General features: G+C 28.9%; 24 protein-coding genes. All 24 read right to left on the bottom strand.

Annotated features, from left to right (window positions below; translation table 11 throughout):
• A partial coding sequence (locus tag I2A66_RS13495) for a phage tail spike protein (RefSeq protein WP_195251867.1) occupies positions 1 to 1583 on the bottom strand: 1583 nt, incomplete at its 3' end.
• Positions 1584 to 2303 (bottom strand): phage tail protein, encoded by a 720-nt coding sequence (locus I2A66_RS13490; protein WP_195251866.1) that lies wholly within the window; start codon positions 2301 to 2303, stop codon positions 1584 to 1586.
• A 4-nt stretch (positions 2304 to 2307) separates the two neighbouring features.
• Positions 2308 to 4548 carry a phage tail protein gene (locus tag I2A66_RS13485; protein ID WP_195251865.1) on the bottom strand — a complete coding sequence of 747 codons (2241 nt, stop codon included), beginning with the start codon at positions 4546 to 4548 and terminating at the stop codon, positions 2308 to 2310.
• Positions 4549 to 4614: 66 nt separating this feature from the next.
• Positions 4615 to 4734 carry a Com family DNA-binding transcriptional regulator gene (locus tag I2A66_RS17895; protein WP_243238738.1) on the bottom strand — a complete coding sequence of 40 codons (120 nt, stop codon included), beginning with the start codon at positions 4732 to 4734 and terminating at the stop codon, positions 4615 to 4617.
• A 51-nt stretch (positions 4735 to 4785) separates the two neighbouring features.
• Positions 4786 to 5214, bottom strand: a complete 429-nt coding sequence (locus I2A66_RS13475; RefSeq protein WP_195251863.1) for a PH domain-containing protein — start codon at positions 5212 to 5214, stop codon at positions 4786 to 4788.
• Positions 5215 to 5247: 33 nt separating this feature from the next.
• Positions 5248 to 5844: a bacteriophage Gp15 family protein gene (locus I2A66_RS13470; RefSeq protein WP_195251862.1), complete on the bottom strand. Its 597-nt coding sequence runs from the start codon at positions 5842 to 5844 to the stop codon at positions 5248 to 5250.
• A complete protein-coding gene (locus I2A66_RS13465; protein ID WP_195251861.1) occupies positions 5844 to 6188 on the bottom strand; it encodes a DUF6673 family protein in 345 nt (114 codons plus the stop codon). The genes I2A66_RS13470 and I2A66_RS13465 overlap by 1 nt, the downstream gene beginning before the upstream one ends.
• An 11-nt stretch (positions 6189 to 6199) precedes the next feature.
• Positions 6200 to 6682, bottom strand: a complete 483-nt coding sequence (locus I2A66_RS13460) for a hypothetical protein (RefSeq protein WP_195251860.1) — start codon at positions 6680 to 6682, stop codon at positions 6200 to 6202.
• Position 6683: 1 nt separating this feature from the next.
• On the bottom strand, positions 6684 to 7118 hold the full coding sequence (locus I2A66_RS13455; protein ID WP_195251859.1) for a chloramphenicol resistance protein: 435 nt from the start codon (positions 7116 to 7118) through the stop codon (positions 6684 to 6686).
• Positions 7115 to 7483 (bottom strand): minor capsid protein, encoded by a 369-nt coding sequence (locus I2A66_RS13450; RefSeq protein WP_195251858.1) that lies wholly within the window; start codon positions 7481 to 7483, stop codon positions 7115 to 7117. The genes I2A66_RS13455 and I2A66_RS13450 overlap by 4 nt, the downstream gene beginning before the upstream one ends.
• Positions 7483 to 7920, bottom strand: a complete 438-nt coding sequence (locus I2A66_RS13445) for a DUF6751 family protein (RefSeq protein ID WP_330615482.1) — start codon at positions 7918 to 7920, stop codon at positions 7483 to 7485. Before I2A66_RS13445 ends, I2A66_RS13450 begins: the two co-directional genes overlap by 1 nt.
• Complete coding sequence (locus I2A66_RS13440; RefSeq protein WP_195251856.1) at positions 7904 to 8179, bottom strand: hypothetical protein; 276 nt, start codon at positions 8177 to 8179, stop codon at positions 7904 to 7906. Before I2A66_RS13440 ends, I2A66_RS13445 begins: the two co-directional genes overlap by 17 nt.
• A gap of 50 nt (positions 8180 to 8229) precedes the next feature.
• The gene (locus I2A66_RS13435) at positions 8230 to 9258 is read right to left on the bottom strand and encodes a major capsid protein (RefSeq protein WP_195251855.1); all 1029 of its coding nucleotides are present in this window, start codon (positions 9256 to 9258) and stop codon (positions 8230 to 8232) included.
• A gap of 18 nt (positions 9259 to 9276) precedes the next feature.
• Positions 9277 to 9636 (bottom strand): hypothetical protein, encoded by a 360-nt coding sequence (locus I2A66_RS13430; RefSeq protein WP_195251854.1) that lies wholly within the window; start codon positions 9634 to 9636, stop codon positions 9277 to 9279.
• A gap of 11 nt (positions 9637 to 9647) precedes the next feature.
• On the bottom strand, positions 9648 to 10283 hold the full coding sequence (locus tag I2A66_RS13425) for a DUF4355 domain-containing protein (RefSeq protein ID WP_195251853.1): 636 nt from the start codon (positions 10281 to 10283) through the stop codon (positions 9648 to 9650).
• Positions 10284 to 10454: 171 nt separating this feature from the next.
• Complete coding sequence (locus I2A66_RS13420; protein ID WP_195251852.1) at positions 10455 to 10739, bottom strand: hypothetical protein; 285 nt, start codon at positions 10737 to 10739, stop codon at positions 10455 to 10457.
• Positions 10740 to 10914: 175 nt separating this feature from the next.
• The gene (locus tag I2A66_RS13415; RefSeq protein ID WP_243238732.1) at positions 10915 to 11640 is read right to left on the bottom strand and encodes a minor capsid protein; all 726 of its coding nucleotides are present in this window, start codon (positions 11638 to 11640) and stop codon (positions 10915 to 10917) included.
• Positions 11627 to 12970 carry a phage portal protein gene (locus I2A66_RS13410; RefSeq protein WP_195251851.1) on the bottom strand — a complete coding sequence of 448 codons (1344 nt, stop codon included), beginning with the start codon at positions 12968 to 12970 and terminating at the stop codon, positions 11627 to 11629. Before I2A66_RS13410 ends, I2A66_RS13415 begins: the two co-directional genes overlap by 14 nt.
• Before the next feature lie 12 nt (positions 12971 to 12982).
• Positions 12983 to 14719 carry a hypothetical protein gene (locus tag I2A66_RS13405; RefSeq protein WP_195251850.1) on the bottom strand — a complete coding sequence of 579 codons (1737 nt, stop codon included), beginning with the start codon at positions 14717 to 14719 and terminating at the stop codon, positions 12983 to 12985.
• Between the two features lie 59 nt (positions 14720 to 14778).
• Positions 14779 to 15345, bottom strand: a complete 567-nt coding sequence (locus I2A66_RS13400; RefSeq protein WP_195251849.1) for a recombinase family protein — start codon at positions 15343 to 15345, stop codon at positions 14779 to 14781.
• 275 nt (positions 15346 to 15620) lie between these two features.
• A complete protein-coding gene (locus tag I2A66_RS13395; protein ID WP_330615481.1) occupies positions 15621 to 16049 on the bottom strand; it encodes a helix-turn-helix domain-containing protein in 429 nt (142 codons plus the stop codon).
• 145 nt (positions 16050 to 16194) lie between these two features.
• Positions 16195 to 16608, bottom strand: a complete 414-nt coding sequence (locus I2A66_RS13390) for a hypothetical protein (protein WP_195251848.1) — start codon at positions 16606 to 16608, stop codon at positions 16195 to 16197.
• Positions 16609 to 16913: 305 nt separating this feature from the next.
• Positions 16914 to 18770 carry a phage/plasmid primase, P4 family gene (locus tag I2A66_RS13385; RefSeq protein ID WP_195251847.1) on the bottom strand — a complete coding sequence of 619 codons (1857 nt, stop codon included), beginning with the start codon at positions 18768 to 18770 and terminating at the stop codon, positions 16914 to 16916.
• A 116-nt stretch (positions 18771 to 18886) separates the two neighbouring features.
• Positions 18887 to 19075 carry a hypothetical protein gene (locus I2A66_RS13380; protein ID WP_122639855.1) on the bottom strand — a complete coding sequence of 63 codons (189 nt, stop codon included), beginning with the start codon at positions 19073 to 19075 and terminating at the stop codon, positions 18887 to 18889.
• Positions 19076 to 19091 lie beyond the last annotated feature (16 nt).

Below are 19091 nucleotides of genomic sequence, written 5' to 3'. Positions count from 1 at the left end.
ACTAAGTTCGGACTAGTGCTTTCTGTTATTTTAAATTCAAATTCTTTATTATTTTGTATAAATTGAGATTGACCAACTATTCCTTGTTCTTCTCCATCTACTACAACCTTGAAATTATTATTTTTTATCTTTATAGTTCCATCATCTAAATTTATTTCAAAGTCATTATTATGATTTCTAATAACTCCTGTTTTGATTAAATTAGCATTAAGAACTCCTGTGGTTATGAAATCAGCTACAATGGCACCATCTTGAGTAATAGCAGTTCCATACGTTCCATAGTAACCAGTATTACTAAATCCAAGACCTCCACTGTTCCATCTCCATACATTAGTTGCAGTATTAATATCCTTAGTATCCATAATTAAAATTTCATTTTCTTTAACTATTACATAAGAATTTTTCATACCACCTTTAATAAGTGCAGTTGCATTATCCTTAGCTATTTGTAGAATAGTTTCTGTACTATCCATAGACTCTAATCTTTCAACTATTTGTTTAAGACTTAAAGGTTTGACTTCTATATAATTACTTAGTTTAATTTCTTTAGTCTTTTGAGCTAGAACATCATACTTCTTTGATATACCTCTCACTTTAATATCTACATTTAGTTTAGGAATATAAACTCTGGAGTCATCACCTATAAATAATCTTTCAGCTACTAAATAGTTTTTATACTGCTCTGTTTTCTCTAATTGAACAAAATTAATTGTGTAACTGGCTTTAATTTTATCTATATCATTTTTAGAGAATTCTTCATTTATTCTTCTATCCAACTCAGCTTGAGCCTGTTCTAAAGTATCATAACCTTCATCATTATTTTCATCTTTAACTTTTACATCATCATACTTGATAACATCTGTGTATATGCGATTATAAGAACCTATTAAAGGACTATCTATGTAGTTACCTAATATTCCATTATAACCTTGTCCCCTTGCTCTAGTGACCAAGCTATCAATATTGGAAGTACCTTCGAATCCAGTAAGGTTTTTACCCTCTCTTATGCTAAATCCTCTATCCGTTCCAATACGCTTATTAATATAAATCGTATATCCTCTTCTTTGGACCTCTCCACCCCAGCGATTTAAGAAGGAATTATCATTGTCATGTAAAGCTTTATATAAGCTCATACGTTGATAATACGCAGTAGCTATTGTATCTATATCTGAAATAATTTGTATTTCCTTCTTACCTTCTGCTTTATCTAATATCCAACTTACTGCTGCTTGACCATTAAGATTTGTTGGTCTTACATCTTCTAACCAAAGAGTTAAGGAATCAGCTATGGTAATTTGTCTAGCAACTACATCTATATATCTAGTTCCTACTGTAACTTTAGATATTCTAAAAATCTCATATCCATAATCTAATAAAACTTTTAAAATAACTTCTTCTTGTAATAGATCTTGGATATTATCATCAATTAGAAGTGTTAAATCTACAATATAATTTCCTGTATTCAAATCTTCATCAGGAACACATTTAATGCAATATTTATCTAAACTTTTACCATTACTCCCTAAAACCTTATTTTTTTTAGTATCAGAAGGAAAATAAGCTACTTTTATTTGTTTTTTCATTTAAATCCCTCCTAACTTATATTTTGTAGTGTATTCAACTACTATTTTTGTTACTGCTCCTGTGTAGGAAATTACATTTTCACCTTTAGTAAACAAAATAAAATCCCCTAAGGTATCATCGTCCTTAGAGGTTCCATCTTGGTTTCTTACTTGTAGCAAATTAGAATCAATTTCTACATAATCAATGACATTATTTATTTGCATTGTTTCACCATTTATAGTTAATTGTATATTTCCACTTCCATAAACTTTTATTAAAGTATCACCAGGAGCATTTCCACTATAATTTATCTTAAATCCACTAATAGTTGTTTCATGTGTAGTCTTATCAATATCTTGTGAAAAAGGCTCACATAAAAAAGTTACATCAAATTCACCTATAGTTCTAAACTCCTTTTGAATATTACCGAAAATAACCTTCTTAACCTTATAACACCTATCTTCTCTGCCAAATACAAGTCTATTATCTTCTATTTCTGTAAACCATTCATAAACTCTTTCAAAATCAACGTCAATTTGTGGAGATAAAATTGTAAATGTAAAAGGTATTTTTTTATCAGGATAAGTCCCTTTATTAATTATTAAATTTCCACTTCTACCTTCAACCTGGACCTCTTCATATTCTTCATTTGTTATTGGAATAGAAGGATAATTTTCTAAGTATAAGTTTAAACATAAACTTCTTTCACCATTAAAATATATCTCCCCTTCTTGTAACATTTACTTACCTCCCTTCATAATATTCAGTCAAAACATCTTGATTAGGTGCTACAACTGTTTGAGTAAATTCTTTTCCATCTACAATAAATTTAGCTTCTACAACTATAGGTTTTTCTTTAGAACTACTAGTATCTCCTTCATCTCCATCACCTAAAACATTATTATGAGCGGAAACTCTAGCAGATGTTCTACTAGTCTCATAATTTACTGTAGATTGCATTTTAGCAACTAAATCACTCATATTTGCATCTATATCTTTTTCTAGGTTAGGAGTTTCTACATCTATACCTACTCCGATACCTCTAACAAGATTAACTCCTATTAAGTCTCGCATAACTCTACTAGGACTGTGTATATCAAAGAAGCCTTTAATACCATTAATTATACTTCCTGCAAATCCACCTATCTTATTTAATATCCATTGCTTCATGTTTGATATACCGTTCCAAATACCTTGTATTAAATTTTTTCCTATATTAAATCCTTCAGAGAATTTAGTTTTAATTGCAGTTAAAGCATTAGTCGCTACTGAACGTGCCGAACTACCTAAAAAACTAATCATGGAAGAAAATCCTTGACCAATACTAGAAATTAAATTTTTACCCCAGCTTAGACCACCTTTAAATACATTAGTTATAGATTTTCCAACCCACTCGGCAACTCCTTTAGCTGTACTTCCAATACTACCCGTCATAGATGAAATACCCTTAGACAACCAATTTATTACATTTTTTCCTAAACCTGCCCAATTGTATAGAGTGACAGCATTTACTATAGCCATTATTATTTGAGGTATATTAGCTACTAAAGTTGGTATTGATGTTATTAAACCTTTGATAAGCATCATTAATATTTCTATACCAGCTAGTAGTATCTGAGGTAATGCATTATAAATTGCATCAGCAAAACTATTTATTATTCTTGGTACTTCTGCAATTAATGTAGGTAAGGCAGTTACTAACCCTTGTACTAAAGCTAATATTATTTGTACTGCTACATCTATAAGTAAAGGTAGGTTTTCGATAAACGTATCACATATTTTTATAACACAATCTATAATTTTAGGCATAAGAGTAGGTAAGTTGTCAGCTATACCTTGCCCCAGCGCTATTATTAGTTGTAATCCAGCATCTAATAATAAAGGTGCTACTTGAACCAATCCATCAACTAAAGATTGTATTATTACCATAGCGCCTGAAACTATTTGCGGTAAATTAGAAGTTATACCATTTAATATAGTTTCAATTGCTTGTACTCCACAATTAATTAATGTAGGCAATGCTTGAATAATACCATTACCTAAAGAACCTACCATCTGAACTCCAGCATTTAATAATGAAGGTAATATATCAGTTATTAATTTAGGTAATCTAGCAACAATTGGAGGTAGTAATTGTTCAACCAATTGACCTATTCCTTTTATTGCTATTTCAATACGAGGTAATATATTATCTCCAAATGCGCTCGCTGAATCAACTAAATTATTAATTAAAGTATCAAAATTAGCCTGATCGTCTGCCATACCAGTTAGTAAATTCGTCCATGCTGCTTTGGTCATATTTAAAGAACCTTCAATAGTAGTAGCCGCTTCCAATGAAGTTGTACCAGTTATACCCATGTTTTTTTGAATAACATGGATAGCTTCTATTACATCATTGAAGTTTTTAATGTCATACTTAACACCGCTAATTTTTTGAGCATCTGCTAAAAGCCTTTGCATTTCGGTTTTTGTACCACCATAACCAAGTTTCAAGTTATCGAGCATAGTATAGTTCTGTTTTGCAAATCCCTGATATGCATTTTGTATATTTTCAATTGCTGTACCCATTTTATTAGCATTGTCCGACATATCAGTAACAGCCATATTACCTATTTCAGCGGCCTTTTTAGTATCTCCACCAAGACCTTGTAATAGAGATGCAGCAAATCCTGTAATAGTGTTCATATACTCATTTGCAGACATCCCAGCTGTTTTATATGCATTATTTGCATATTCCATTACTTTATTGCTACTTTTTTTAAATAATGTTTCAACTCCACCAGTCAACTGTTCATATTCAGCATATTGTTCAACAGATAATTTTGCTAATGCTGCAATTGCTCCTGTAGCCACTGTTACCATTGCAGCTGTAGTTTTAGCTGCAGTTTTAGTAAAACTACCTAACTTACCACTAAGACCTTTTACATCTTTTTCAGCTCCACTGGAATCTACTTGAGTATCTATAATAATTTGTCCATCAGCCATTGACTCACCCACTTTCTTTATAAAATAAAAAAAGCAGGCATTGGCTCACTACTATAATGTGTGGCTCTAAGCTCTGTCTTTTCGTTTAACTTCTAATTTATTTATTTTTTTACACCGAGGACATTTTATTTCCCCTTTAATATAATCTACTTTCAATAAAAGCTGATTACAATTAGGACATCTCATATCCTTCATCTTTTCACCTTCTTAATAAAAAACCACTAGATATCTAGTGGTTTATAGTATTTTACTTAATATTATTTTATTTATTGTTTTGGTAGAATCAATAGGAACTTTCATTGTTATAGACTCCTCTTGACCTCCGCCTAAGAATAACTTAATGTCTGTATCCGTATCCGCTATTCCTGCTTTTTCTATTGTAAATCTTTTTATATTTTTGTATGGTATAGTATGATACTCTTGCTTAGTACCTTTTCTTAATCTATCATCATGAAAAAGAATTCTTTCATTTAAAAATAAATATGTACCTTTAAGATTACTAGTATTAAATATTATTTTTTCATCATCTAATAAATAATCACTATACCTCTTATATACATCATTTAGTTTTTTATTTTCTTTTTCTTCTTTCTCCTTTTGCCTTTGCTCAGGAGTTTTATTTTTTTCCTCTTCTATAGCTTCTTTTATAAAACTCTTTAAGCCCATAATACCCTCCTTAAGTAAACTAATATAAGTTTATTATATCAATTTACTTATATCTTGACCAGTCAATAACGCTTTTTCAATTGCATCCAACTTCTCTCTTTCGTCTTGATTAATTGGTATTTCATATATTTTCTGCATTTTTTTATAATAAGCTTTTTGCTCTTTATCCTTAATTTTAGATAAATCCATACTTCTATATCCCATTATTTTAACTATTTCATTATCTTCTTTTAAAGATTTAAACATAGCTTTAAATTTCCACCAATGTAGATAGTCTATATCTTGTAAATCGACATTATATTGATCCATAAATGCAGCGTAAATATAATCATCATCATGTTCAAATGAATAAATTTGAGTTACACTCTTACCTTTACAATTTCCCTTATGTGATTTAATATCTTTACCACATCTATAGAACCATAACATATTTTCTATAGCTTCATTAACATTTGCCGGTATAACAGGGTAATAAAGTTCTAATGCTATAAAAATTTTATCATTCTCTTCTATAGAACTATCTTGCATTAATAATTCAAATAAAATAGAAGTTCGAAAATCACTATTAATCTCATACTTCTCATTATCAATAATAACTTCTTCAGGTAATAAATCAATTAAAATATTCATTATTTTTTACTTCTTCTAGCAGCTCTATTAGGAGAATATTTATTAAAGAGTTTTTCTATTTCTTTCTTTTGATCATTCATTTGTATCTGGAATTCTTCAAGAGCTTTTATACAAGTAATAAGATTGACTTTATTTCCAAAAATCTTCTTATCAGTTCCTTCACCAAACATAGTATTAAATACGTCAAAAATTAAAGTACATATTGCCCTTATAGACTCAACACCGTTTAAATTTTTGACTTTTTCATCAAGTCCAGTAAGTGTATTCATTGCTTGCTCATATTTTTCAGCAACTTCTATATCATAAATATCTAAATCTTGCAATTCTACTCCGTTAATTTTCATTAAAATCACTCCTATTCTGATTTAGCTGTAAACCCATCTTTAAAAGTCTTTGTTGAAGTATCAAAAGTTCCTTCAATCGGGTCACTTTGTCCCAAGAAGTTACCACTTATACCTAGTTCACCATCATTATCGTCAAAGCTATCTACTGCAATTGCAACTTTAATTTTTCTAGCTCTATACCCAGATGTTTGAGCCTCTTTATCTAAGTCAACTATAATATATTCTGCTTCGGCATCTGAACCTATAAGTTGCATTTCTCCTATTTTTCTAATATGTTCTATAGCCTTTTCACTTACTATTTGGTCCGCATTAAATGAAGTGCTCCATTCATATCCAGTTACACTTTGACTAGAACTAGATTGATTTACATATCTCTTTGAAGTTGTTTGAGCACTTGGACTTTCATTTAACTCTGTGAATCCTGTTCCTAACAATTCAAAAGTTTCTCCAACCTTTAAATAGTTGGCTTGCACTTTACGTTTTCTTATTGCCAAATTAATTCATTCCTTTCTTAAAATATTTTAACTTTAGTTGTATCTGGAATTGTGCAGTATCTTCAGTAACTGCAAAAGCATATCCAGTAGATGTAACCTTAATTTCTAAGACTTCCAATCCATTATCCAGTAATGGAAATATTTCATTGTTATTTTGTTCTTCAATCCAATTAGCAAATTTTTCATAAAATCCTGAGTTATCTATATTCTGTAATACATCAACTCCATAAGGCTCTCTAGATGTAAATATAAAATCATATTGCCTTATACTATCTCCATTAACATACTTCTTTAATATAGGCTCTATAGGTACTTCTTCTATTGAATAAGTATCAGCATTAGACTCTAGATAATTTACATTAACTTTTATAGCATTATTAAAGGTATCCAAATGTGGGCAAGTTCTCATATAATCCCTTAAAGCTTTAATTATCATTTGCTTCTACCTCCTACGAATTGCGCTATAGATTTAACTATACTATCACCTTTATCTATCCAACAACGTTTATCCCAACGTTTCCCTCTCACTCCACCTTTATTTAAGCCTTGTTTTCCCAATCCTTTATTGTTATAGAATTGCTGTCTGGCATACGGAGCATTATATATAATCTTAGTAGTTTGTATTTCAACCATCATATCTTTAAGTCTACCTGTGTCGTATGGGATATAATTATTACATTCTTTAGCAACTTCTTTTGTAAATTTAACTTGTGCTTCACCATTTTTATTAAGATGTCTTTTTAAAAGTATCTTTTGTGTATCGTCCATTTTTAATTTCCATTGAACTTTTTTACCGCCCATTACACACCTTCCACTTCAAAATGGTCAGACAATGAATTTACAGATTTTATATCTATAACATCATCAAACTCATTTTCTAAATCAGCTGGTCGATATGGTTTAGTTCCTGTTATTTCAAAGTCAACTTCACACTTAACGATTTTATCTCCTATGGTAAAAGTAAAATAATTAGTTCTATCTTCATCAGATAACTTAGCAAATCTTTTAGGACTAACATAATTATTCAATTTGTCAATAAAAATAAGAGTACTATCTGCTAATAGTAATCCTTTATCACTTACTATTCCATTTCTTTTACCTTGCCAATTAACACCTTTAATAACTGTTCTTTGATACTTATATGTATCACTATTCAAGTCATAGTATTTGTTATATAAAGTTATATCTGCATTTTTAAATAAAACTGCCATTGTATCACCTCTAGTACATACGAACATATGGAGTAGGTAACAATGCTTTTACATCAGCAGTTATCGACCACGCTTCTATATTTGAATCAAAACTAACACTTTGATTACCTTCACTCATGGATTTTACTCCTACTAATTTAGATGAATTGATTTTATTTGCATTTTCTATCAACTGTTCTATAGCTAATGTATAATTTTTCTTTATATATTCATCACTCAAATTTTTATTTAAATAATTTCTTATAACTAAAATTGCTTTAGCCTCATTTTTCTCTTCTAAAGTCAAATTTTACACCTCCAATAAAAAATAAGGAGGGATATATCCTCCTTATTTTTTTATAAAGTTATAGTTCCTATTCCTAATTCTTCACCATGTGGTAATGTTGGCAATGCAGTAGCAACCGCTTTAGTAAATTCACCAACAGGATCAATAGATGTATAAGTTCCAACAAAAATCTTAGCATCTAACATTGACGCTTCTTCCATCTTACCATCACCTATCAATTTAACTTCTTCGGCAGTTAATCCGTAAATAGTTTCACCTAGTGTTTCATCTCCAAACATAGATATTACATTTTCAGGGAAGTATCTAGCAGTAGTAAATCCTTTAGCAGTTTCTTTTTTATACTTTCCTTCATAAACTACAATTTGAGGTAAATCTAATTGAGCTAAAAGTTCATTTAATGCAGCCAAAGTAACAATCTTATCTGAGTTAACCCCATAAATAGCTTTTCTTACACTTGCACAGTTACAAATAGTTTTAACAACTTTTCTAGAAGTTAAAGCCCTTGTTGGTCTATAACCACTTTCAGATTCAACCGCATCAGCTAATGTTGCTAAATCATCTAATGGAGTGTCGCTTTCCGGTGTGTTCCATGTAAATGACTTTTTATTACCAGCAGGAACTTTATAATCCATAGTTACTTTAACTTTATTTTCATTAATTGCTACTTTACCAGTAGATAATAGCTCCATTCTCATTGCTTCAACTCTAACTTTTACGGAATCAGTCATCTTTTCAGCATCATTATACAGTTGAGATAAAACAAAAGATAACTCTGAATCTGTTCTAGGATTATTTATCTTTATAATTTCTTTTTCAGCTATTTTTATTTTTCTTTTTATAAGAGCTAAGTGAGCAGCACCTTTTTCAATTGCTTCTCTTGAAGCCAATTGAGTTTCTGTATCAAACGCATGAACCTCTGCACTAACAGGAAGTCCCCCTGTCCCTAATATCATGTCAAATTCTATATCTTGAATTTTTCTCTCTGGGAAAAGTGACTCTCCTAACATTGGAGTAACTTTTCTCTCTTTAAAATAATTAACTAACTCATTTGTATTAAAAACTTCTTCTAATCTTGGCATATTATAATTTCCTCCTCATTATCTAAATCTTATATTTGGTACTTTTGCTTTAGCAGCAGTTTTAGCTTGATCTTGAAATCCATCAAAAATTCTATCTTCCCTTAAGTACCCTTCAACTATTATTGAAGCCGGAGCATCTCCATTAGTAACATCCACAGTCTTATAAAGAATTCCTATTGGATCTCCTTCAAAACTTGTTCCGCTTGGTTTTACAACTGTACCTGCAGCATCTATAAAAGAACCTGCCTTTACAATTTTCTTTCCTTCGGCATTAGACTCAACACCACTTGCTACAACTGTTCCTGAAAAAGTAACTAAATTCTTTTCTGTAACTAAAATTTCCATATCATTTTCATAACTTGTCTTTTTAAAATACATAACTTTCCTCCTTATTTATCACCCCAAGGATTACTTGGAGTACTTGATTTTGAATTGTTTTGAGCAGCAATAGAAGCGCCTATACTCATTGGCTTTCCGTCTGACCCATTACCAGGTACATAACTAGACTGTTTCATTTTTTCAGTAGCTATTGCTTCAAGTCCTTTAGACCAATCATCAGCTATAGAATCTATAATTTCTTTAGTCTTATCAAAATCTTCATCTAAACATTTTTCAATAATACTAGCTGGTAAATTAGTATCCTTAGCATACTTCATCACTTGAGCTAATAAATCTTTTCTAGCATTAGCAGCTCTTTCATCAGCCAACTGCTTCTTTAATTCTAACAACTCCTTTTGAGTTGGATCCGTAATTAATTCAGGATATTTTTCCTTAATAAAAGGCTCAAGAGCTTTCTCTAAGTTATTATCCTGCCAAGTTTTTAAAGCTTTTGCATGATATTTGTCATTTTCACTATCCATAAAAGCTTTAAACTCTTTGTTATTTTTCATTTTTTCTTTAAAGGCCTCTAAGGTAAGTCCACTAGCTTGTAGTGACTTAGCTAAATCACTATTTTCTAGCAATGAATCTATATTTTCATCATCACCAGCATTTTCAATTAATTTTAACAATTCTTTCTTTAACATATATCCTCCTTATCCCACAAACCTATAAAGACTTGTGATACAAAATTTATTTAATATTTTTATTTACCCCTTGCACACTTTAAGCCCACAAGACGTTTTGAGTATAATAAAAAGCCTTAGTTTCCTAAGACTTAAGTTGCTGATTGTAACCCATATTTTAATAAGATCTCATTATTCCTCAACTACTTTTTCATAAGTCATTTCAAATATATCTGGCTTACAAGGATATAATTCTCCCTTTACACCTCTTATTACATAATCTCCACCATTGCACCTATGAATACCCTCTAATGTTTCTATTTCACAATATGCTTCATCTATAGAATATCTTTTATAATCACATTGTTTCAATACAACGGTATTATTTGTTACTGCATCCATAAACCAATCAGGCATATTTTCTACATAAAATCTAAATGCTTCTATTGTTACTGGTTTCTTTCTATATTTAGCCATCATCATTCCTCCTTAATTTTTAGCATAATAAAAGACTTTATTTACATTGTGATTTAGGTTTTCCACACCATTTGCACCTGTAACCAAAGCCTTTTTGATACTCTATTTCATGTTTATGATTTTTAGTTCCAAAGAACTGTTTCAACTTTTCTATAAACTTCAATACAAACACCACCTATTCTACAATTTCATAAAAACATCTACACATAGGGTGAGATATTTGAGGCATATCTTTTAATTCATATATTTTCCCATTTAAAGGATAACAGTCATCACATGTCTTACTATCTAAAATAGCATTTCTCTTAACTCTTTTTACATTTGTTTCTTCACATAGTCTTCTAAAAGATTCATTCTGACACCGACTAACTTCTGTGGTTACAAGTCTTTTAGCATTGTAAGCACTAGTATTAAAAGTCTTTTCTATATCCTTTTTTATTTGATTAACATTAATTTTTCCATTTAAAAAATTCTTAATTTGAGAATGTAATTTTTTTGAAACTTCATTTTCATTTTCCCAAACTCTTTCACTAAAATGCTTACCTTTGAAATTATCTTCTATTATTTTTTTTACATCTTTTAATTTAAAATTATAACTATAAAACTCAAATGTTTTTTTCACTGTAGATTCAAGTATATCATTTAAAACCTCAACTTCTTTATTACTAATATTTTTATATTTAGTAATAATTAATATTGATAGCTTTTTATAAATACTATCCTTATCTTTTTTCTTAATATCCATAATTCCATCAATTACTGTATACGTAAGCATAACAAGTGCTATTTGTGTAAGAACATCATCTCTGGACTCTTTTTGCTCTCTATAAACTTCTTTTAATTCTTCTTCTGCTTCTTTATATAGTTCTTCTATAAACAACTCTTCCTTAGTCATTTTCATCACCTAGAGTATTTAGGTCTATTGGAATTTCTTCATCTTGTTCTTTTTTTACTTTTTCAGCTTCAACAACTTTATTATTTACAAAGCTAAATAATCCTCTACCAGTATCTTTTGATATCACTCCTTCAGGTATTTGAGATAACATTTGAGCAGTTGATAAATCATCAGTTGGAATATTAGGAGTATAAAGAGCTTTTACATCTTTATAATCATAATTTTTATTCTTTTTAAGATCTAAATATCTAAATAAAAATCTAAGTCTATTTTTAACTATATTTTTATGAGCCTTTATTTCTAAACTACATTTATTTTCTAAAACAATTAATCTAGATCTTAGAGCAACACCACTTAAATTACTTTGTAATGACTCATTATGATTTATATGACAAGCTAATTGATACATTGTATCTTCATACCTATCTAATGTATTTTGAATAAATGTATCGTTAATATTTTTAATTAACCAACTTGCATCTGCTTTTTCACCAGGTAATTGTAAAATACCTAGTCTTTTCATATCAGGTATATCTTCTTCATTTATTTGAGAATTTTTAAATAATAAATATGCATTTCTAAAATCGCTTATTTCATTACCTATATCTGATAAATTTGTTTCAAATGCATCTTGAAGTCCTTTTAAATCCTTATATAAACTATCATCAAACCCTTCTTCAGTTAATTCACCTATAGAAACTGGAACCTCACCGAAAATATTTTGAGTCGGAGGTGATATTTCATTAAATTTACCATCAAAGTGATATATTTTATCAGCAGTATAAACATCTATATAAGAATTTGTAGTATCAAAATCATTTTTAAATGCATGAATAAAAAAAAGAATCTTCTTTGAAGATTCGTCATAATAAGCATATCCTTCTGTAGGTTTTATTATTTTACTGCAAAAATCTGCATTATCATCGATATAATATAGTTCATATACCTTTGTGAAAATAATTAAGTATTTCATCAAATCACTATCATGTAACTCATTCCAATGAGCTGTATAATACTCTATATCTTTAACTACATTTTCATTATCAGTCCTTGACTCATATGTTATATCATTTCCAAGTGTATAAGCAACTTCTTCTTTTATAAATTTTTTGATGTAATTTAGATTTATTTTAAGATTGGATCTTTCCGTTACAAATAAGTATTTTCTTATTGCATCAGTGTCTCCTTTATAATATCTATACATTTTTTCATATATATTTTTAAATATCCAATACGACCCATAGGCTTTTTTGACTAATTTCAAATGTTCTGGATTATCAAGGTTTAATCCAATTTCTTTTTTGAAAAGTTTTTTAATAATTTTATTAATATTCAAGATTCACACCTCCTATAATCCGAACAATTTTCTATTTAAAAATTTAACTTTTTTAATAACTTTAATTTCATCAACTTTTAACCAAAATTCAGCAGATACGTCTGCAGCATCATCATGTAATGTAAATTTTTGACCTGCAAATTCCATAAGTTGATTTAAAAATTCAGAGTCTTCCTCGGCAAAAATAAAAGTACCATTATTCACATATGGTACTATTGTTGAAATTTTATCATCCTTATTTTTTCTTTGCATTTCATTTATTATAGTGATATTTCTATACTTTAATGATGGATGATTATGTATTGCTTTTTCAAGTTGGTTTGCATCTGCCCCATTAAAAGTATTTTTTTCTATACTAACGTGGGTTGCATCAGTATATTCTAATAGTAACTTAATTATATAATCTATATATTTATCAAACTCACTACGAGCATTTATTTTTACTAATTCGGCTTTTCTAGCATATTTACATTTATTACTTGCCTCTGAACCAACTAAAAACGCACTATAGTCATTTTTCTTACCTCCACTTGATGCCGGGTCTACCACAATCATTGTTTTAATAAAATCATGAGTTTCTATTGTTTTTCGTGGTTCTGTATTAATTCTTTTAAACCATTTTTCTCCTATACTATTAACGTCTCCCTGTACTTCTTGTTTAAAAGATGTTGGATTCTCATAATAACTAAGGGCCATATCTAAACATTCCCAAAATTCTTCCCAAAGTATAGGAAATTTCATTTCGTATTGGTGTTCCCAGTAAAATTCTTTTGCATCTTCTAATCTTTCATTATTTTTAAAATTAAACAATATAGATTTAAATTCTCCCCATTTACCAGTCGTAAATAATTCATCTACATCATCTACTAAAACACCTTTTTCATGTTTAAACTTCCAAGTTGGTAATTTCATTAACCGACTATAAAAACATTCTTTATGTTGTAGAGTACCAAGAGCAATAAACGTAGTTCCTTTTTTAACTATCTCACCATTTCTAATTACTGTTTTTTGTGCTGCATACTTAACATCATCAGAATATCTTTTCCACTTCTTTTCTCTTGCATCTTCAGTCCTTGTGTCATCTTCACTTTGATAATCGTCTAATATAATTAAATCAGGTCTGCAGTTATCATATTTACGACCTCTCATAGGTGAAGCAGATGAAATTGCTTCTATAAAAGTTTTATTAGTCAATTCTAATTGAGTACTATTACAGATATATTTTTTATTTCTATCATCTAACAATGTACCAAATGCCATTTCCATATATTTATTTTCTAATAATATATTCTTTATATCTTTTATAAACTTCTCAGCTGTAGATCCTATATCTGAACATATTAGTGTATATTTTTTATGACAGTAACAATGAGCCCATACAGTAGGACCAAAGTTTCCAAAGGCACTCTTACCAGTTCCCCTTGGATATATTCTTCCAAGTTGACTATATCCATCTCCTATAATACTTTCTTGAATATCACTCCAAAGTTCCCTATGAACATCAGCAATAGGAGCTGCAGCATTATTTTCTTTAGGTAGATAAGTGTCTTGCATAAAATACATACAAAAAAATTCTAAATTAATTTTACCTAATTCCCAAGCTAAACCATGATACCCAAATAAATTATTAGAGTTTTCTAAAATCATATCTTGTGCTTGTTCTTCAGCTTCCTTTATTTGAGCACCATTTTTTATAAATGTTTTTGTGAGGTACTCAAAGAGTAACTGAATATTAACTTGTTCTTCCATAAGTACCTCCTTATTTAATAAATAAATAAATAAATAAATAAATAAAAAAATAACACCTTTTACTTGGCGTTATTTTCTTCATGTTCTTTTATAAGTTTATCTAGAGTCGGTCTTGAAACACCTAACTCTTTAGCTAACTGGGATTTATTTAACTCTCTATTTTTATATTTACTGTAATATTCCTCAAAATTATCAACTTTAACTTCTTTTCTACCTTTATACTTACCTTCAGCTTTAGCTATAGCTATACCTTCTCTTTGTCTTTCCAATAAGTTAGTTCTTTCGAACTCATTTATTGCCCCTATCATTGTAAGCATTAACTTTCCAGTAGGCGTAGAAGTATCAATATTTTCCTTAGCACTTATCAAAGTTACATTTTTATATTCAAATAACTCTACTATATCTAGTAAATCTTTTGTAGATCTTGCAAGTCTTGAGAAATCATGTATTACTACTGTATCTCCTTCTCTCACATACTCAAGTAACTCTTGTAGCTCTGGTCTATTTGTATCTTTAGCTGAGACTTTTTCAGTAAATACTTTTTCTACATTGTATTTTTCCATTGTTACTAATTGTCTTGCCTCATTTTGTTCAACTGTACTTACCCTAACATATCCTAATATCATATTACTATCCTCCCTGACTTTTTAAAAATTATATGAAAAATTTGTTACTGGTCAACCGTAAAAATAAAATTTTTCGATTTAGAATGTACCCCCTTCTATTTTTCTTACAATTTCTTTTTATTTGATTATAGTAATATAATATCACATTATAAAATTAAAATCTATAACTTTATTTACATTTTGTAAAATAATTAATTTTCATACTTTAAATTTACACTTTTTAAACATATTCAGTATGTAAAACTAAAGTATATTCTATATTTACATATTATATATCACTTCTTCCAATGATTACTTTTCATTTTACTTAATGCTATTTCTATCTTACTAACTTCAGTAGCTGTGTTATCTGCTTCACTATTATTAATATCTACAATAGCTGTAGGTGTACCGTACACCCTATTTATTAGATACTGGTTAGCTGCAAGTGCAACACGTTTGTCACTATTATCATTGGCCAAAGCTTTAATATTATTAATATAGGTTGATAAATCTCTTAATATAACCGCATTTCCTTGGCGTGTGAGCTCTTGTCTGCGCCTGTCCAACTCAGCCTTTATATAATCCTTTTTTAACCAATCATATATAGTCTGTCTACTACGACCTAGTCTACTGGCTATATCACTTATACTTTCACCATTGATAAGCATAACTATCATATCTGATTGTTCTTGTGTTAGTACTTGCAATTGATTACCCGACACTCATCACACCTCCTTTATATCTTTACATAAAAATAACCGATACGAATTAACATATCGGTTTTATATACTATTGCTATATTAATATATTATCATATAAAATCTAAGGTCAATCTAATATGTTTCTAAGATTTATATTATATATTTCTTATATTAACTTAAATCTTTTTGCATAAGGTACTAGCTTTTCTATAATACTTTTATTCTTAGTAACTAAGTAATCTGCGTTCATATTTACTTTATATCCTATTTCTTTAAATATAAGTTTATCTACATATCGATACTTTATTATTTTAAGTTCAATACTATTTAAAGCATTTAACATATTATCTATTTTTTCTTTTTTTATTTCTAAAGCTATCTTATCACTCTTTAACTTTTCGATATTTAATTGTGATATTTCTACTACTGATTTATTACTAGGTAAAGGCGCACCTGGCATGTCATTATATGATATTCCTTTTAACCCTTCTTCTTTTATATCTAATTCGATACCTTTAATATCAATGTTAATATTACGATATTCTTCTAACAATTTTTCTACTTTTTCATAATCACTCATAAATTCACCCCTTTTGGTAACTAAAAGGTAACTACTTTTAAAATATTTTGGTTACCTCTATAAATGGCTTAATTTCAATACTTTTATATTTGAAACGGTAACTAAAAACGGTAACTATAATATATAATTTCTTTATATATATATATATTTAATTTTTCTTTTACTTTAAAACCTAAGAAATTATTTTTTAGTTTTTTAGTTACCTATATACCTCTAACCCTTGATATTACTAGTGTTGAATAGGTAACCGAAATTTTAAATTCTAGTTACCTTCGGTTACCTTTTAGTTTTTTTGTTGATATTGCTTAACTTAACGTATATATTTTAGTTGCTTTACCTTCTATTTTTACTGACTTATTACTGTTGAAGCCCTGTTTCCTTACTTCTTTACCAAAGACAATTTTAGATAATGGCTTTAGTCCTGATTCTACACACCATACTTGGTATTGTCTAAATACATCGTTAACTGATTCATTTTCTATTTTGTGCTCCTCTATAAATGATACTACTGGATTGTTTATGGCCTCGTATTCTTCCCAAACTTTATCACATACCTCAGATGATGTGATTGAGTTATTATTAATTATTCTGTATAGTCCATCTATTGCTATTTTAAGTAAGTATTCAAGAGCAGCGGGAGTTGTTATTTTATCTTTAATGAATGGATCGTAATCCTCGTCTCTCTTACTAAATTTAGCATTAAATGGTATAAATACTAGCCTACGCTTTAAACCACCGCTCAAATCGTTTATACGAGGTAATTCGTTAGCACTGAATATTAATTTACTGTAGTTTTTAAAATCATATGGATCACGGCCTTTACGTTCTACATTAACTTTTTCACCAGTAACTAATTTTTTAAATGTACTATTATCCTGAATATATTCATTTGATATATCATCGCCTATATTGGCTAGTTTTCCATCAAGTTGGAATGTTTTAAATCTATCGGATAATTCTTTTAATGATACTGAAGATATATTATCTTCCCCAAGTAATTCATTTATTAAATCAAGTAAAGTTGACTTACCATTGGATCCATCTCCAGTTAATATAAAACTCTTGCCTAGTTCATTGCGTCTTAATAATGTATAACCTATCATTTCCTCTATTACATAACGTAATTTCTTATCATTGCAACATATCTTACTTAATGTCTTGTCCAATAACTCATGATAAGCATCTGGATTATAATTATGAGGAATTTTATTTTTTATAATGTATTTAGGTGAATACTCTAATAGTTCTTTAGTTTCTAAATCATATACGCCATTATTAAATACTATGTATTTAGGATTAGTTATTTTTTTATTGGAGCATAATAATTCTAAATATCTTATAACCTCTCCTCTAGGTGTTTTCGTTGAGTTTTGAATGTATTTAAGCATTGTCTTTTCTATATCCAATAAGTTATTTGAATAATAACCGTCTTTATAGATGTGAAGTTGATCGTTTATTTTAACTATATTTTCATTATCTATTAAGTACCTAGCTAGCTTTTCATATTGTAATTTATTTTTTATATAGAAAGATTCCTTTAAAAATGCTTCATCTCTTAGAATTGTGTTTATTTCATTTTCAGCTAAAGGTTCTCTTAGCACGTAGTTATTTATTATCTTTATAGATTCTTTTATTTCTTTTTTAGATAATCCAGCTGACTGAAGTCTTAATATGTAATTAAATAGAGTTTGATTTCTTCCATCTCCTTCTTCCATTTTTGAAAAGTCAATGTTTTTCTTATCAAGTGGAATTAGCCAACATGGTAAATAATCAAGAGTATCTACTTCTTTAATCCATTTACGAAGTTTACCATCTACTTTTAATGGTATAACTGCATTTTGAGTACCTAATCCAGTATCTACTTTTACACCGATAGCTGTAACATAACCTTGTTTTCTTCTGTCCATATTTGTATTTAGAAAATAAAAATGTTTCCCTCTAGATGTCTTTAATATATTACACTGTATATTCTGTTCTTGAATTATATCAAAAACTATTTCAGACTGTTCTTCATCGTCAATGTCTATTTGTATTATTTCATCACTCAATACTGCTCCATAACTATTAAGCTTTTCTACATCTGATAAATTATAAAACTCTGTACGGTTTTTATATTCTTCTGTTGGTCTTTTACCATTAGTTGGTATATATCCTTTAAACATTTATCTCACCTCTTATGTAATATTTGGGTGAAATATCACCCCCCTTTTTTAATTATATTTTATTACTACTAGGAAATATATAGTCTTATCTAAATAATCTCCACCACCTAATCTAATTAAATATTATTCAGCCAATCCCCATGCTCTTTTTCTAACCACTTAATATAGCCATTTTGAGCATTAATTACCGCTAAAGCTTCATCTAGCATTTGAGGACTAACATAATCATCATTTTCCATGTGTGCATATAATTTTTCTTTACATTTTTTTATATCATTTCTATAATCTAAAGGTCTTTTTTTCATCACTAAAAACTCCTAT

Source organism: Romboutsia sp. 1001713B170207_170306_H8, assembly GCF_015550495.1.
Classification (GTDB): Bacteria; Bacillota; Clostridia; order Peptostreptococcales; family Peptostreptococcaceae; genus Romboutsia_E.
The sequence above is the reverse complement of the archived record's forward strand: the minus strand, read 5'-3'. Positions and strand labels throughout refer to the sequence as shown.

What these genes read in the sequence shown, in the direction of transcription:
- I2A66_RS13490 (WP_195251866.1), bottom strand. Translation starts at nt 2,303, where the DNA reads ATGTTACAAGAAGGGGAGATATATTTTAATGGTGAAAGAAGTTTATGT.
- I2A66_RS13485 (WP_195251865.1), bottom strand. Translation starts at nt 4,548, where the DNA reads ATGGCTGATGGACAAATTATTATAGATACTCAAGTAGATTCCAGTGGA.
- I2A66_RS17895 (WP_243238738.1), bottom strand. Translation starts at nt 4,734, where the DNA reads ATGAGATGTCCTAATTGTAATCAGCTTTTATTGAAAGTAGATTATATT.
- I2A66_RS13475 (WP_195251863.1), bottom strand. Translation starts at nt 5,214, where the DNA reads ATGGGCTTAAAGAGTTTTATAAAAGAAGCTATAGAAGAGGAAAAAAAT.
- I2A66_RS13470 (WP_195251862.1), bottom strand. Translation starts at nt 5,844, where the DNA reads ATGAATATTTTAATTGATTTATTACCTGAAGAAGTTATTATTGATAAT.
- I2A66_RS13465 (WP_195251861.1), bottom strand. Translation starts at nt 6,188, where the DNA reads ATGAAAATTAACGGAGTAGAATTGCAAGATTTAGATATTTATGATATA.
- I2A66_RS13455 (WP_195251859.1), bottom strand. Translation starts at nt 7,118, where the DNA reads ATGATAATTAAAGCTTTAAGGGATTATATGAGAACTTGCCCACATTTG.
- I2A66_RS13450 (WP_195251858.1), bottom strand. Translation starts at nt 7,483, where the DNA reads ATGGGCGGTAAAAAAGTTCAATGGAAATTAAAAATGGACGATACACAA.
- I2A66_RS13445 (WP_330615482.1), bottom strand. Translation starts at nt 7,920, where the DNA reads ATGTTCGTATGTACTAGAGGTGATACAATGGCAGTTTTATTTAAAAAT.
- I2A66_RS13435 (WP_195251855.1), bottom strand. Translation starts at nt 9,258, where the DNA reads ATGCCAAGATTAGAAGAAGTTTTTAATACAAATGAGTTAGTTAATTAT.
- I2A66_RS13430 (WP_195251854.1), bottom strand. Translation starts at nt 9,636, where the DNA reads ATGTATTTTAAAAAGACAAGTTATGAAAATGATATGGAAATTTTAGTT.
- I2A66_RS13425 (WP_195251853.1), bottom strand. Translation starts at nt 10,283, where the DNA reads ATGTTAAAGAAAGAATTGTTAAAATTAATTGAAAATGCTGGTGATGAT.
- I2A66_RS13420 (WP_195251852.1), bottom strand. Translation starts at nt 10,739, where the DNA reads ATGGCTAAATATAGAAAGAAACCAGTAACAATAGAAGCATTTAGATTT.
- I2A66_RS13415 (WP_243238732.1), bottom strand. Translation starts at nt 11,640, where the DNA reads ATGAAAATGACTAAGGAAGAGTTGTTTATAGAAGAACTATATAAAGAA.
- I2A66_RS13405 (WP_195251850.1), bottom strand. Translation starts at nt 14,719, where the DNA reads ATGGAAGAACAAGTTAATATTCAGTTACTCTTTGAGTACCTCACAAAA.
- I2A66_RS13400 (WP_195251849.1), bottom strand. Translation starts at nt 15,345, where the DNA reads ATGATATTAGGATATGTTAGGGTAAGTACAGTTGAACAAAATGAGGCA.
- I2A66_RS13390 (WP_195251848.1), bottom strand. Translation starts at nt 16,608, where the DNA reads ATGAGTGATTATGAAAAAGTAGAAAAATTGTTAGAAGAATATCGTAAT.
- I2A66_RS13385 (WP_195251847.1), bottom strand. Translation starts at nt 18,770, where the DNA reads ATGTTTAAAGGATATATACCAACTAATGGTAAAAGACCAACAGAAGAA.
- I2A66_RS13380 (WP_122639855.1), bottom strand. Translation starts at nt 19,075, where the DNA reads ATGAAAAAAAGACCTTTAGATTATAGAAATGATATAAAAAAATGTAAA.